The organism is Halobacillus sp. HZG1 (assembly GCF_035818575.1).
Lineage (GTDB): Bacteria > Bacillota > Bacilli > Bacillales > Halobacillaceae > Halobacillus > Halobacillus litoralis.
This window is the reverse complement of sequence record NZ_JAYLVQ010000086.1, coordinates 204,751-220,194: the sequence shown is the minus strand read 5'-3', so window position 1 is coordinate 220,194 and position 15,444 is coordinate 204,751. Positions and strand designations below refer to the sequence as shown.

Annotated in this window: 12 protein-coding genes; all 12 read left to right on the top strand. The window is 43.7% G+C overall.

The features are described from left to right. Positions 1–3 precede the first annotated feature (3 nt). Positions 4–780 carry a FliA/WhiG family RNA polymerase sigma factor gene (locus VKA52_RS20190; protein ID WP_160913243.1) on the top strand — a complete coding sequence of 259 codons (777 nt, stop codon included), beginning with the start codon at positions 4–6 and terminating at the stop codon, positions 778–780. Between the two features lie 92 nt (positions 781–872). Further along, entirely contained in the window at positions 873–1,361 is a 489-nt protein-coding gene (locus tag VKA52_RS20185) for a DUF6115 domain-containing protein (protein ID WP_326316980.1), read from the top strand. Positions 1,362–1,506: 145 nt separating this feature from the next. Then, positions 1,507–2,244, top strand: a complete 738-nt coding sequence (gene rpsB / locus VKA52_RS20180; protein ID WP_074734064.1) for a 30S ribosomal protein S2 — start codon at positions 1,507–1,509, stop codon at positions 2,242–2,244. A 121-nt stretch (positions 2,245–2,365) separates the two neighbouring features. Further along, entirely contained in the window at positions 2,366–3,250 is an 885-nt protein-coding gene (gene tsf / locus VKA52_RS20175; RefSeq protein WP_160913246.1) for a translation elongation factor Ts, read from the top strand. Positions 3,251–3,366: 116 nt separating this feature from the next. Next, the gene (gene pyrH / locus VKA52_RS20170) at positions 3,367–4,089 is read left to right on the top strand and encodes a UMP kinase (RefSeq protein ID WP_089652386.1); all 723 of its coding nucleotides are present in this window, start codon (positions 3,367–3,369) and stop codon (positions 4,087–4,089) included. 2 nt (positions 4,090–4,091) lie between these two features. After that, positions 4,092–4,649, top strand: a complete 558-nt coding sequence (gene frr / locus VKA52_RS20165; protein ID WP_089652385.1) for a ribosome recycling factor — start codon at positions 4,092–4,094, stop codon at positions 4,647–4,649. 270 nt (positions 4,650–4,919) lie between these two features. Beyond that, positions 4,920–5,687: an isoprenyl transferase gene (locus VKA52_RS20160; RefSeq protein ID WP_326316978.1), complete on the top strand. Its 768-nt coding sequence runs from the start codon at positions 4,920–4,922 to the stop codon at positions 5,685–5,687. A 16-nt stretch (positions 5,688–5,703) separates the two neighbouring features. Further along, positions 5,704–6,501 (top strand): phosphatidate cytidylyltransferase, encoded by a 798-nt coding sequence (locus VKA52_RS20155; protein WP_160913250.1) that lies wholly within the window; start codon positions 5,704–5,706, stop codon positions 6,499–6,501. A 20-nt stretch (positions 6,502–6,521) separates the two neighbouring features. After that, a complete protein-coding gene (dxr, locus tag VKA52_RS20150) occupies positions 6,522–7,667 on the top strand; it encodes a 1-deoxy-D-xylulose-5-phosphate reductoisomerase (RefSeq protein WP_160913252.1) in 1,146 nt (381 codons plus the stop codon). Between the two features lie 106 nt (positions 7,668–7,773). Then, positions 7,774–9,030, top strand: a complete 1,257-nt coding sequence (gene rseP, locus VKA52_RS20145) for an RIP metalloprotease RseP (RefSeq protein ID WP_326316976.1) — start codon at positions 7,774–7,776, stop codon at positions 9,028–9,030. 145 nt (positions 9,031–9,175) lie between these two features. Then, positions 9,176–10,879, top strand: coding sequence for a proline--tRNA ligase (locus VKA52_RS20140; protein WP_326316975.1), 1,704 nt, complete (start codon positions 9,176–9,178; stop codon positions 10,877–10,879). An 89-nt stretch (positions 10,880–10,968) separates the two neighbouring features. Then, positions 10,969–15,261, top strand: a complete 4,293-nt coding sequence (locus tag VKA52_RS20135) for a PolC-type DNA polymerase III (protein ID WP_326316974.1) — start codon at positions 10,969–10,971, stop codon at positions 15,259–15,261. Positions 15,262–15,444 lie beyond the last annotated feature (183 nt).

Genomic DNA, 15,444 nt, shown 5'->3' with positions numbered 1-15,444 from the left:
GGAATGACCAGCTGTTTATCTCCTCAAGAACAACAGTGGTGGAATATGTGGACACATGAGCAGGATGGAGAAGCTGCAAATCAATTGGTCCAGCAATACGACTATTTAGTGAGCTACCATGTTCAGCGGATCTCTGCTCATTTACCGAAGAGCGTCAGCAAAGATGATGTGAGAAGTTTAGGATTGTTGGGGCTTTATGATGCATTGAAAAAGTTTGATAGAACAAGAGATTTGAAGTTTGATACGTATGCTTCCTTCCGTATCAGAGGGTCAATCATGGACGGTTTACGAAAAGAAGACTGGCTCCCGAGATCTGTGAGGGACCGTTCAAAAAAAATCGAACAGATGACAGAAAAGCTGGAGCAGGAATGGCAACGCCCGGTAAGTTCCCACGAGATTGCCGAAGCTCTAAGTATGTCTCCGGAAGAAGTGGAAGAGACTGTCAAGGACTCTCTTTTTGCAAATGTTCTCTCCATGGAAGAAAAAACAAATGATGGAAGCGAAGATCATAAAGAAGGAATTGGATATTCGATTCCGGATGATCGAGCATTTACACCCTCAGAATCGGTCATTAAAAAAGAAAACTATGAAGAATTGGCGAGAGAAATCGGTCGGTTAAACGAGAAGGAGCAACTGGTTATCAGTCTTTTCTATCATGAAGAGCTTACTTTGACGGAAATTGGTCAGGTTCTGGAATTGACAACCTCCCGGATCTCCCAAATCCATGCGAAAGCAATCTATAAGCTAAAAGGGTCTTTGCGGGAAATTGTAACCGTATAGAAGACCAGGGGATGAAACAGAAGGCAGTGAAGCGGTGATTGTGCCCCCCCCCCCCTACATAAATGGAACAGAAATGAATGGTGTGAATAGAAATGACAGGATTTTTATTGATTTTCAGTTTTATTATTGATGGCGTTCTGCTCTTTTCACTCTTCATTATAATGAAGAAGGTCCGCAGAACCGAAGAACTTGAACTTAGACAAAAACAAGTGGCAGCAGAAATAGAGGATCTTTTCACTTCGTATTTAATGGAAATAAAAGAAGAAAACAAAAGAATGGAAAGCCTTGTCAGGAAGAACAGTCACTCCTCTGACTTTCATGATTCTCAAACAGAAGACAGAGGGGAAAGGGAAAAAAATCATCTGGATAAAGAAGTCATCACAAAGAAACAGATTTCCTCTACCTATACCCCGCCTGAGTTGGAAGAAACGGAAAGCTATCAGCCCTCTTTTCATTCACAGGTATTGGATTTGAAAGAAAAAGGTTATAGTATAGAGGAAATTGCAAAAATAATGGATAAAGGAAAGACAGAAATCGAATTACTCCTTAAATTTCATCAAAAACCTATGAAAAAAACTTGAATGCCCCGTTCTGTTGTGATATATTTACTGACGGTGTCAATACGCACGCCTTTGGATTCTCAAGTGAGGTTGCTCTTTTATAGAGTTCACTAGAGAAGATGAAAGAGGCGGAGGATACTAAAAAAACCAAACAGGAGGAACTATCATGTCTGTAATTTCTATGAAACAGCTACTTGAAGCTGGTGTTCACTTTGGACACCAAACCCGCCGCTGGAATCCGAAGATGAAAAAATACATCTTCACGGAGCGTAACGGGATCTACATCATCGACCTGCAAAAAACGGTCAAGAAAGTTGATGAAGCATTCAACTATGTAAAAGAGGTCGCTGCTGACGGCGGTAACATTCTTTTCGTAGGTACTAAAAAACAAGCTCAGGATACAGTTCGCGACGAGGCGACTCGTTGTGGCATGTATTACATCAACCAACGTTGGTTGGGTGGTACCCTGACAAACTTTGAAACCATCCGTAAGCGTATCAACCGTCTTAAAGACATTGAGCGCATGGAAGAAGACGGTACATTCGATGTACTTCCTAAAAAAGAAGTCGTCGACATGCTTAAAGAAAAAGATCGTCTTGTTAAATTCCTAGGCGGTATTAAAGAAATGAAGAGCCTTCCGGACGCAATGTTCGTGATCGACCCTCGTAAAGAGCGCATCGCGATTGCTGAAGCTCACAAATTGAATATTCCAGTTGTAGGTATCGTTGATACGAACTGTGACCCAGACGAAATCGATTATGTCATCCCTGCAAACGATGATGCAATCCGTGCCGTTAAATTGTTGACTTCTAAGATGGCAGACGCTGTTCTTGAAGCTAAGCAAGGGGAAGAAACAGAAACAACGGAAGAAACTGAAGCTGCTGTAGAAGCTGCTCAAGAGTAAGATGGGTCAAAAGGTGATAAGGGGGTATACCTTTATCACCTTTTTTAAAGAATCCGTAACAGCTCAAGCGTTCCCAAACGCAAGAGCTATACTTATATGCAACTAATAAGGAGGCTTTACAATGGCTGTAAATGCTAAAATGGTAAAAGAACTTCGTGAAAAAACGGGTGCTGGAATGATGGACTGTAAGAAAGCACTCACTGAAACTGATGGTGACATGGACAAAGCAATGGAATGGTTGCGTGAGAAGGGAATTTCCAAAGCAGCTAAGAAAGCTGACCGTATTGCTGCGGAAGGTTCTGCTGCAATTGAAATTTCCGGCAACACGGCTGTACTTTTCGAAGTGAACTGTGAAACGGACTTCGTAACGAAGAACGACCAGTTCAAGGACTTGCTTAAAGACCTAGGTCAGCACTTGCTTTCTCAAAAGCCTGCAACAGTTGAAGAAGCTCTAGAACAGAAGCTTCACGGTGATGGAGAAGTACTTAGCAGCTATATCACAGAACGCGTAGCGAAAATCGGTGAAAAGATCTCCCTTCGTCGTTTCGTTATCAAAGAGAAAACGGATAACGATGCATTTGGTGCTTACCTTCACATGGGCGGAAACATCGGTGTGTTGACTGTACTTGAAGGTTCTACAGATGAGTCTGCAGCGAAAGACGTTGCGATGCATGTAGCAGCTGTAAACCCTCGTTATGTTTCCCGTGAAGAAATTCCTGCAGAAGAAGCAGACAAAGAGCGTGAAATGCTTAAAACACAAGCGATGAACGAAGGCAAACCTGAAAACATCGTTGAAAAAATGGTCGAAGGCCGTTTGAACAAGTTCTTCGAAGAAATCTGCCTGCTTGATCAAAGCTTTGTTAAAGATCCAGACCAGAAAGTAAAACAATTCGTAGCATCTACTGGTGGCCAAATCACTGGTTTCGATCGCTTCGAAGTTGGTGAAGGTATGGAGAAACGCGAAGAAAACTTCGCGGATGAGGTTATGAACCAGGTTAAAAAATAATGAACATGGAAAATAGGGGACACTTCCGGTGTTCCCTATTTTCAAACATGCTACATAATTGCAGAACGATGTGCAAAAAAATGTAGAGGAATACAGTTAAAACACGGGAGGTAACTATGACTACTGCTCGCTATCGTCGTATCGTATTAAAACTAAGTGGAGAGGCTTTAAGTGGAGAAGCAGGGTTTGGACTAGAACCCAGCATCATCAAATCAGTCTCCCGTCAGGTCAAAGAAGTGGCTGAACTGGGTGTGGAAGTCGCTGTCGTCGTCGGAGGTGGAAACATCTGGCGCGGTAAAGTAGGAGCCGAGATGGGAATGGATCGTGCAAACGCTGATTATATGGGGATGCTTGCAACGGTCATGAACTCTCTTGCCCTTCAAGATAGTCTAGAAAACTTAGGGATTCCGACCCGTGTCCAAACTTCCATTGAAATGAGACAAGTAGCGGAACCATACATCCGCAGAAAAGCGATTCGTCATCTGGAAAAGAAACGCGTCGTCATTTTTGCGGCTGGGACAGGGAACCCATACTTCTCTACTGACACAACAGCTGCTCTAAGAGCTGCAGAAGTGGAAGCGGATGTAATCTTAATGGCGAAGAACAATGTAGACGGTGTTTATACAGATGATCCTAAAACCAATGAAGATGCTGTGAAGTACGATCAGCTCTCTTACATGGACGTTTTGAATGAGGGTCTTGGGGTCATGGATTCTACAGCTTCATCATTATGTATGGACAACGATATCGATTTATTGGTATTCTCAATAACAGAAGACGGAAACATCAAGAAAGCCGTAATGGGCGAAAATATTGGAACTATTGTGAGGGGGAAATAATTATGTCTGATGCAGTAATTAATGAAACGAAGCAACAAATGGAACAAGCGACACAAGCGTTCTCTCGTCAGCTTGCAACGGTCCGCGCAGGACGTGCGAATCCTTCAATTCTTGATAACGTGTACGTGGATTACTACGGAGCTGCGACTCCATTGAACCAACTGGCACAAGTCTCTGCACCTGAACCGCGTTTACTTGTCATTACACCATATGATAAGAGTGCGATTGCAGAAATTGAAAAAGCGATCCAGAAAGCAGACCTTGGCTTGTCTCCTTCTAGTGACGGAAATGTTGTACGAATCAACATTCCTGCACTGACTGAAGAACGTCGTAAAGACCTTGCTAAAGTCGTAGGAAAGTATTCGGAGGAAGCGAAGGTGCAAATCCGTAACATTCGCCGTGACTCCAATGACCGTCTTAAAAAGCTTGAAAAAGATGGCGAGCTAACGGAAGATGACCTTCGTTCTTACCAGGATGACGTTCAGAAGGTCACAGACCAGCACGTTGAGAAAATCGATCAACTTGCAAAAACAAAAGAAGAGGAAATCATGGAAGTATGATTCTCCAATTCTATATGCCTTAAGGTGTATCAAGCCGCGCTGTAGATGTTTGGCAGCGCGGCTTTTATTTTAGTTTAGCCTCAAATATTCACTTGAGGAGGAAAAAATCCTGTAGAGACTTTTATCAATAGGCTTGAGCGCGTAAGCAGACATGATGTTACACGATTCGTGTAAATACGTGTGTTCCTTGAGTCTCTTTAAGGATTTCGGCATGATATTTGAATTTAGTATATAATAAATAGATGGAACAATTGGACTGGAGGATTGAACATGCCTATCAAGTTTCCATTCAAAAAAGATAAAAAGCAGCCCCGCACCGAGCCATTAGGCCTTGAAGAAAACCATATTCCTCAACATGTTGCGATTATAATGGACGGAAATGGAAGATGGGCGAAGAATAGAGGAATGCCTCGGATTGCCGGACATAAAGAGGGCATGGGCGTCGTGAAGAGAATCGTTCGATATGCTTCAGATGTCGGTGTGAAGGTTCTTACCCTTTATGCTTTTTCTACGGAAAATTGGAAACGCCCGAAAAATGAGGTAGACTTTCTTATGAAGCTTCCTGTCGATTTTCTAAGTACATATTTGCCTGAACTGATCGAGCGAAATGTCCAAGTCCGGACCATCGGTGATTTCGACGTCCTTCCTGACCATACTCAAAAGGCCGTCAAAGAAGCGATGGAAAAAACGAAGGACAATGATGGGCTGATTCTCAATTTTGCACTGAATTATGGAAGTCGTTATGAGATGGTGCATGCAGTCAAGCAAATTGCTTCTAAAGTACAAAAAGGAGAAATGGACATCTCAGACATTGACGAATCCATGTTCTCTCAAGAATTGTACACGTCAGAGTTGATTGAACCTGATCTGCTTATCCGGACGAGCGGAGAACAAAGGTTGTCAAACTTCTTATTATGGCAGCTGGCCTATGCTGAATTTTGGTTTACAGAGGTTTATTGGCCGGACTTTGATGAAAGTCATTTTGAAAAAGCTCTTTATGACTTCCAAAATCGTAAACGTCGTTTCGGCGGAGTATAAGGTGTGAAAAAGACTTATGAAACAAAGAACAATTACAGCTATCGTTGCAGCACTTATTTTCCTTCCCATTGTTATGTTGGGAGGATGGCCTTTTAAGGCGTTTGTGTATATCATTGCAAGCATCGCATTGCTTGAATTGGTACGTATGAAAAAAATAGCCCGCTATTCGGTAGCCTCTGGACTTGGGTTGCTTCTGATGTGGGCCTTGATGTTCCCGTATGAGGTATTCGATGAAACCATCACCTCAGAGGACCTCATTACCAAATCCGAAATTACACTACTGGCGGTACTTGTACTGTTAAGTTACACAGTGCTTGTCAAAAACCGTTTCACTTTTGATGATGCTGGTTTTCTTTTATTATCAGCCATCTATATTGGAATGGGATTCAATTATCTAATGGAGACACGGCAAGAGGGACTGGAATATATCTTCTTTGCATTGTTTGTCGTATGGGCAACAGACACAGGTGCTTACCTGTTCGGTCGTGCGTTAGGTAAACATAAGCTTTGGCCTCAAATCAGTCCGAAGAAGACCATCGAGGGCTCCGTTGGTGGGATCATCCTTGCCTGTGTAGTCGCACTGATTTTCCAATTGGTTTATCCTCTTGAACATTCGATGATTATCGTGTTACTCGTCACTGTACTTGTTTCGATTGCCGGACAAATAGGGGACCTTGTGGAATCGGCATTCAAACGGCACTATGCAGTGAAAGATTCAGGGAAAATCCTGCCCGGACACGGGGGTGTATTGGATCGGTTTGACAGTCTGATTTTCATTTTACCGATCCTGCATTTGATTAACTTTATTTCATAGGAGAGAGGGGCCATGGAACAATGAAGCAAGTATCGTTACTTGGGGCAACGGGTTCAATTGGAATTCAAACCCTTGATGTACTTCGGTTGCACCCAGATCAATTTTCTTTATATGCCATGGGGTTTGGGAGAAACGTCGAAAAAGCTCTTCCTTTGATTCGAGAGTTCAAACCTGCCATGATTGTCGTTCAAGATGAAGAAACGAAGAGAAAACTGGAAAAAGAAGTGACTCACTCACAAATTCTTTGTGGTGGAGAAGGTTTAATTGAGGCAAGTGTAGCCGAACCTGTAGATGTAGTCGTAAACGCAGTCATGGGGAGTATCGGATTACCAGCGACTTTAAAAGCGATTCAATCCAAAAAACAAATCGCGATTGCGAACAAGGAAACGCTTGTGACAGCGGGGCATCTCGTCATGGAAGAAGCTAAAAAACATGAGGTCAACCTTCTCCCTGTAGACAGTGAACATTCGGCAATTTTTCAGGCATTGAACGGTGAGCAGAGGAAAGACATCAATAAACTTATCATTACCGCATCTGGTGGAAGCTTCAGAGATCAAACAAGGGAAGAACTTGTCGGAGTGACAGTGGATGATGCATTGAATCATCCAAACTGGAAGATGGGGGCGAAAATCACCATTGATTCTGCATCTATGATGAACAAAGGATTAGAAGTTATTGAGGCGCACTGGCTTTTTGATGTACCTTATGACCAGATTCATGTTATTCTTCATAGAGAAAGTGTCATCCATTCCATGGTTGAATATGTGGACAGGAATGTCATTGCACAATTAGGAACACCGGATATGAAAGTTCCTATCCAATACGCATTGACCTACCCTGAAAGGAAAGAACTTCCGATCACCAAAAACTTGAATTTGGAAGAGATCGCAACGTTGAATTTTCAAAAGATGGACATGGATCGTTTTCCTTGCTTGAGAATGGCATTTGAAGCAGGAAGAGCAGGCGGATCCATGCCGACAGTCTTGAATGCGGCTAACGAAGAAGCTGTGCAGCAGTTCCTCGAAGGCAGAATTTCCTTTCTTGACATTGAAAAATACATCGGTCAAGCATTAGAAAACCATGACAGGATTCATAACCCTGACTTGTCTACCATAATTTCTATAGATAAGGAAACGAGGGAAAGAGTTCGTTTCCAAATAAATTAAGAGCTCTGGTTGTTGGAGAAGTTCATGCGGCCGTCTAAACGTTGATGGTTCACTTCCGCTATTCACATCCATAGAACAATGAGAGCTAAAAAGGAAGGTGCTTCATTTGACTACAGTGGTTGCATTTATTCTTATGTTCGGACTTTTGGTGTTCGTGCATGAGTGGGGGCATCTCATATTTGCCAAACGGTCGGGAATGCTCGCAAGGGAATTTGCGATAGGATTTGGACCTAAGATTTTTGCATTCACTCGAAATGAAACTCTTTATACAATCCGTCTTCTTCCCATTGGCGGTTATGTTCGAGTTGCAGGTGAAGATCCAGAAATCGTAGAATTGAAAGCAGGCCATCATATTGGTCTTGAATTCAATGAAGCGGGGAAAGTAAATAAAATCATCGTAAACAATAAAGACAAGCATCCTCACGCACGTGTGATTGAAGTCGAACGAGCGGATCTAGATCATCGCCTTGTCATTGAAGGTTATGAAATCGATGAAGATGAAAAACTCTTCTTTGAAGTAGACCAAAAAGCAATGTTCGTCATGGATGAAAAGGAAACGCAAATTGCTCCTTACAACCGACAATTCGCATCCAAATCCGTCCCGCAGCGTGCGATGCAGCTTTTCGCAGGGCCCATGATGAACTTCGTTTTGGCTATTGTATTGTTCATGATCCTTGGTTTCATTCAAGGTGTCCCTTCAAACGAAGCCAAGCTAGGAGAAATCCAGGACAACTCGCCTGCATCACAGGCTGGTTTGCAGGCTGGTGATGAAATCGTTGCAGTGGACGGTGAATCCGTAAGTACATGGGAAGAGTTCACCACCATCATCCGTGCTCATCCAGAGGAAGAAGTGACATTGACCGTCAATCGAGAAGGAGCAACGAATCAGTTGAGCGTCACTCCGGCCGCTGTTGAAAGTAGAGAAGCGACCATCGGCCAAGTAGGTGTCGCCCGGGCTTTTGAAGAATCATTTGCGAAAAAATTAACGTTTGGATTTACACAGACCTATGAGTGGTCAGCATTGATATTAACGAATCTTGGTAAATTAGTGACCGGACAGTTTTCATTAGATATGTTGTCAGGACCTGTCGGCATATATGATGCCACTGACCAGGTCGTCCGCACAGGATTTACGAATTTCGTCATGTGGACATCCATCTTAAGTATTAACCTCGGGATTGTGAACCTTCTTCCACTCCCTGCTTTGGATGGAGGACGTCTTTTGTTCGTAGGTCTTGAAGGGCTTAGAGGAAAGCCGATTGATCCTCAAAAAGAAGGGATCGTACATTTCATAGGGTTTGCATTACTCATGTTATTGATGCTCGTAGTCACATGGAACGATATCCAACGTTTATTCTTGTGATTGATTTATAGCTGGAAGTCCTGAGGTGATCGGCGATTCCCAGGCTTCCGGCTTCTTTTTATTAACTTCAAAAAGATAGGGAATCTTTGAGACTAGTGAATTCCCCCTTTTATACATTTTGATTAAATAGAACTGAGGTGCATTTATGAGACAAAGTCATATGTTAATACCTACCCTTAAAGAAAACCCTGCGGATGCTGAAATCAAGAGCCACCAGCTCCTCGTTCGCGCTGGTTACATACGCCAGATCGCATCCGGCATCTACAGCTTCCTTCCGATCGGCCGCCGTGTATTAAGCAAGGTTGAAAATATCGTTAGGGAAGAGATGGAAAAAATCGGTGCCCATGAAATGGCCATGCCCGCTCTTGAGCCTTCCGAACTCTGGAAGGAAACGGGACGTTGGACGACCTTCGGTTCGGAACTGATGCGTTTGAACGACCGCCACAATCGGGAGTTCGCCCTTGGTGCGACACACGAAGAAGTCATCACAAGTCTTGTAAGACATGAAGTGAAAAGTTATAAGCAGCTTCCTTTGACGGTTTTCCAAATTCAAAATAAATTCCGTGATGAAGCACGTCCTCGCTTCGGTCTTTTACGTGGAAGAGAATTTTTAATGAAGGACGCCTATTCTTTCAATGAGTCCTATGAAAGCCTTGACGAAACCTATGACAAAATGTTTGAAGCCTATTCGAATGTATTCAGACGCTGCGGTTTGAACTTCCGTGCTGTCATCGCGGACTCCGGAGCCATGGGCGGGAAAGATACCCATGAGTTTATGGTTTTATCTGAAGTAGGTGAGGATGTCATTGCCTATTCCGATACTTCCCGTTATGCAGCAAACATTGAAATGGCCCCGGTCGTTGCAACGTATGAAAAGTCCTCAGCGGCTCCTGAAACGTTGGAAAAAGTCGAAACACCGGGTCAAAAGACGATGAAGGATGTAGCCGAATTCCTGGGGCATGATGTACAGGAAGGCATCAAGTCGATTCTTTTCCAAGTGGATGAGAAATTTGTGCTCGCCCTTACTCGTGGAGATCATGAAGTGAATGATGTCAAGTTGAAAAATCTATATGATGCCGATATCGTTGAACTGGCTTCAGAAGAAGATACAAAACGCCTCCTCGGATCAGGGTTTGGTTCCCTTGGACCAATTGGAGTTCCTGAAGATGTGGAAGTTGTTGCCGATCATGCTGTGGAAGCCTTGGTTAACGTATCATGTGGAGCTAATGAAGAAGGCTATCACTTTAAGAATGCGACACCTGAAAGAGACTTTGAGGTCAAGTCATATGCCGATTTACGATTTATTGAAGAAGGAGATCCATCACCGGATGGAGAGGGAGTCATCAAGTTTGCCCGAGGGATTGAAGTGGGACATGTCTTCAAATTGGGTGAATTTTATTCCGAGCGGATGAATGCGACTTTCCTTAATGATCAAGGAAAAGCGAAAACCATGATCATGGGCTCCTACGGTATCGGCGTATCCCGTACGCTTGCAGCTATCGTGGAACAATACCACGATGATAGAGGGATCACATGGCCGAAGAATATTGCCCCATATCAAGTCCATCTGCTTTCATTAAATCCTAAAAAAGAAGAACAGAAAGAATTGGCAGGTCAATTATATGACACACTGCTTGATGCAGGGATCGAAGTCTTATATGATGATCGTAAAGAACGTGCCGGTGTGAAATTTGCCGACAGCGATCTTTTCGGTGTACCCGTAAGGATTACGGTAGGAAAACGTGCCGGTGAAGGCGTTGTCGAAGTGAAGGAACGTGCAACGGGCGATCAGAATGAATTAGAAACTAGTGAAGTCTTAGAATATATAAAGAACTGGTACAAAGCCTAATATTTTTTGGAAAACTATACCCTTGCTAAAGGAAAGAGCAAGGGTTTTTCCATGTCGGGTGTTGGGTTAGGAAAGAGGAGGAATTCCGTTTGAGTGTCAGCAACAAGGAAAAAATGCACTATTTGCTGGAACAGATTCAGTTCCCGCATGATCTAATAGAACCTCACTTTAAAGACAGCAGCATGCAGAAACTGGTGGTTTACCGCGAACAAAAATTATGGCATTTTCATTTTCTTATGCCAAAGCCCCTGCCGCCATCTGTCTATGATTTATTTACAAGTAAACTTGTAGCGACTTTCCGCTCCATTGCAGACGTAACGTGGACAATTGAGACATCAGAAAAAGAACTCGCCATGAATGATGTCCTAGAATACTGGCAGAGCTTCATTAAAACTTTAACGAACTTAACGCCAAGCTACAAAGATTTATTGATGGAGCAGCAACCTGAAGTGAACGGGAATAAGGTTATGTTAACTTGCAGGAACTTAGCCGAAAGTCATGCCATACAGAAAAAGTTGGAAGAACCTTTAAAAAGTTTCTGTCTCAAATGCGGCCTTCCTTCGTTCATGCTTTCAACACGAGTGAAAGAAGAAACAGAACAAATCAAACGATTCCAGGAAGAACGCCAAAAAGAAGACAAAATACTAGTCCAGCAAGCGGTGAAAGAACAAGAAGAAAGAGCCAAAGATAAAGACGACTCCAAACCAAAAGGACCGCTTGAAATTGGTTACAAAATTCAAGATGACATCATCCCGATGGAGGAAATCCAGGAGGAAGAGAAGAAGATTGTTGTCCAGGGTTATATCTTTGATGTTGAAATCAAAGAACTTCGCTCCGGGCGTCATTTATTACTCTTGAAAGTCACTGATTATACGGATTCTTTTTCGATCAAGATGTTTTCACGTGGAGACGATCATGCGGAACTCTTTAAGCATGTGAAAGAAGGCATGTGGATTAAAGCCCGCGGGGGAATCCAGACAGATAATTTCACGAACGAATTGACGATGATGGCCAACGATATCAATGAAGTGAAACCAAAATTACGTGAAGATAAAGCACCTGAAGGGGAGAAGAGGATCGAATTGCACGCCCATACCACGATGAGTGCGATGGATGCACCTGTTTCCCCGTCCCGTCTCATCAAGCAAGCGGCAGACTGGGGCCACGAAGCGATTGCGATTACAGACCATGCAGTCGTCCAGGCTTATCCGGATGCTCACGCCGCAGGCCAGAAAAATGGTGTGAAGATCATTTACGGGGTGGAAGCAAACTTAGTAGATGACGGAGTCCCGATTGCGTATGAGGAACAGGACCGGGACCTTGAGGATGCCGTGTACGTCGTTTTTGACGTCGAGACTACGGGACTCTCCGCGGTTTACGATAAGATCATCGAACTAGCTGCGGTCAAAGTGCAGGGTGGAGAAATCATCGATCGATTTGAATCTTTCGCCAACCCGCACCAAGCTTTGTCTCAGACAACCATTGACCTTACGGGAATCACGGATGACATGGTCAAGGATGCGCCGGAAATTGAACAGGTACTCAAGGACTTCCATGAATGGACGGGAGAAGACATCCTTGTCGCTCACAACGCCAGTTTCGATATGGGCTTTTTAAATGCCGGTTATCAGAAAATCGGACTAGAGAAGTCCACGAATCCGGTCATCGATACGTTAGAGCTCGCCCGTTTTCTCGTTCCGGAATTAAAAAATCACCGTTTAAATACACTGTGTAAGAAATTCGATATTGAGTTGACCCAGCACCACCGGGCAATTTATGATGCTGAAGCCACCGGTTATTTACTATGGAAACTCGTAAAACGAGCCATGGATAAAGAGATTACGAACCATAAAAACCTGAACGATTATATGGGTGAGGGGAAAGCGTATCAACGTTCACGACCTTCCCATTGTACCCTGCTTGCGACAAACAGCACGGGATTAAAAAACATCTATCGTCTCGTATCAGAAGCACATGTCAATTACTTCTACCGTGTTCCACGCGTTCCACGCTCCCTTCTCGCGAAGAACCGTGAGGGAATCCTTGTCGGTTCCGGCTGTGACAAAGGGGAAGTGTTTGAAACGATGATGCAGAAATCAGAAGAAGAGGCAGAGAAAGTCGCCGAATTTTATGATTACATCGAAATTCAGCCGCCAGGGAACTACTATCACTTAGTGGAAAAAGATCTAGTCCAGACGGAAGCACAAATTCTCGATATTTTGAAAAGGCTTGTCGCTATGGCTGAACGAATGGGGAAAACAGTAGTGGCTACAGGAAACACTCACTACGTAGAGCCTCATGAAAAGCAGTACCGTCAAATTCTTATTTCATCCCAAAATGGAAACCCGCTGAACAGGCAGACACTACCGGAGGTCCACTTTAAAACGACGAATGAAATGATTGATGAACTTGGTTTCTTAGGAAAAGACAAAGCCACAGAGGTAGTCGTAACGAACACTCATAAAATTTCAGAACAGATAGGTGAAGTTTCTCCGGTGAAGGACGATCTATATACGCCTAACATCGAAGGGGCGGACCAGGAGATTCGTGAAATGTCCTACAACAAAGCACGCAGCATTTACGGAGAGCCTATTCCTGACTTGATCGTCAAACGTTTGGAAAAAGAACTAGATAGTATCATCGGAAACGGGTTCGCGGTTATCTATCTTATTTCACAGAAACTTGTAACCAAGTCCCTGGAAGATGGTTATCTCGTTGGTTCACGTGGTTCTGTCGGATCGTCCTTCGTTGCTACAATGACTGACATTACAGAAGTGAACCCTCTGCCACCGCATTACGTGTGTCCGTCTTGTCAATATAATGAATTCTTTACAGACGGATCGGTCGGAAGCGGCTTTGACCTTGAGGAAAAAGACTGTCCGGAGTGTGGTACTTCTCTAACGAAAGACGGTCAGGACATTCCATTTGAAACCTTCCTCGGTTTTAAAGGGGATAAGGTTCCGGATATCGACTTGAACTTCTCCGGGGAATATCAGCCACATGCGCACAACTATACGAAAGAATTGTTCGGAGAAGATAGTGTATTCCGTGCCGGAACGATTGGTACGATTGCTGAAAAAACTGCATACGGGTATGTTAAAGGGTACGCAGGAGATCATCAGCTGCTTTATAAAAATGCTGAAATTGACCGTCTCGTTCACGGATGTACTGGTGTGAAAAGGACAAGCGGACAGCACCCTGGAGGGATTATCGTAGTCCCTGATGATATGGAGATCTATGATTTCTCACCGATCCAGTTTCCGGCGGATGATACGAAATCAGAGTGGAAGACGACGCACTTCGATTTCCACTCCATCCATGACAACCTTTTAAAACTGGATATCCTTGGTCACGATGACCCGACCGTCATCCGTATGCTTCAGGATCTCAGCGGAATTGACCAGAAGGAAATCCCTGTCGATGACCCTGAAGTAATGAAGATTTTCAGTGGTCCTGAAGCACTGGGAGTGACGGCGGATCAGATTATGTGTAAAACAGGGACCCTCGGAGTGCCGGAGTTTGGTACAAGGTTTGTAAGGCAGATGCTAGAAGATACAAAGCCGAAAACATTCGCAGAACTTGTCATCATTTCCGGACTGTCTCACGGCACGGACGTATGGCTTGGAAATGCCGAACAGTTGATCAATGATGGCATATGTACACTACCTGAGGTTATCGGGTGTCGTGACGATATTATGGTGTACCTCATGCACAAAGGTCTCGACCCTTCCCTTGCCTTTAAGATCATGGAATTTGTTCGTAAAGGACGAGGACTTCAAGATGAGTGGATTGAAGAAATGAAAAAACATGGCGTGCCGGACTGGTACATTGATTCTTGTAAGAAAATCAAATACATGTTCCCGAAAGCCCACGCCGCCGCCTATGTACTGATGGCTGTAAGGATTGCCTACTTCAAAGTCCACTACCCGATCTATTTCTATGCGGCTTATTTCACCGTCAGGGCAAGCGATTTTGAATTGGAAACCATGATGAAAGGCTCCGAAGCCATCCGTAAGCGTATGAAAGAGATTCAGGATAAAGGATTCGATGCTACTCCGAAAGAAAAAAGTTTGATGACTGTTCTTGAACTTTCTCTTGAAATGTGTGAAAGAGGATATGGATTTAAAAACGTGGATCTGTATCAATCCAGTGCGACGGACTTCCTGGTCGAAGGTAATGAATTGATTCCACCATTTAATGCCGTCGATGGATTAGGCACGAACGCTGCCATCAATATCGTCAATGCACGAAAAGAGGGCGAATTCTTATCCAAGCAGGACTTGAGAGAGCGGAGTCGTATTTCCAAAACCGTTCTTGAGTATCTGGATAACTTCGGTTGTTTAGAGGGAATGCCTGATGAAAACCAACTGTCCCTTTTCTAACTTCTCAACTCTGTGACAAATAACAATACCGTTTCATTGTTATAGGAAATAGCATAGTTTGAGGCTCAGCTTCGAGATTTTTCAAGGTTCATTTTTAAATAACAGCCAGAGGTGGTTGGGGAGCCACTCATTCCCCGCACTCCTCGCCTCTGGTCACATACTTCTCGAAATCCAGTCTTACAA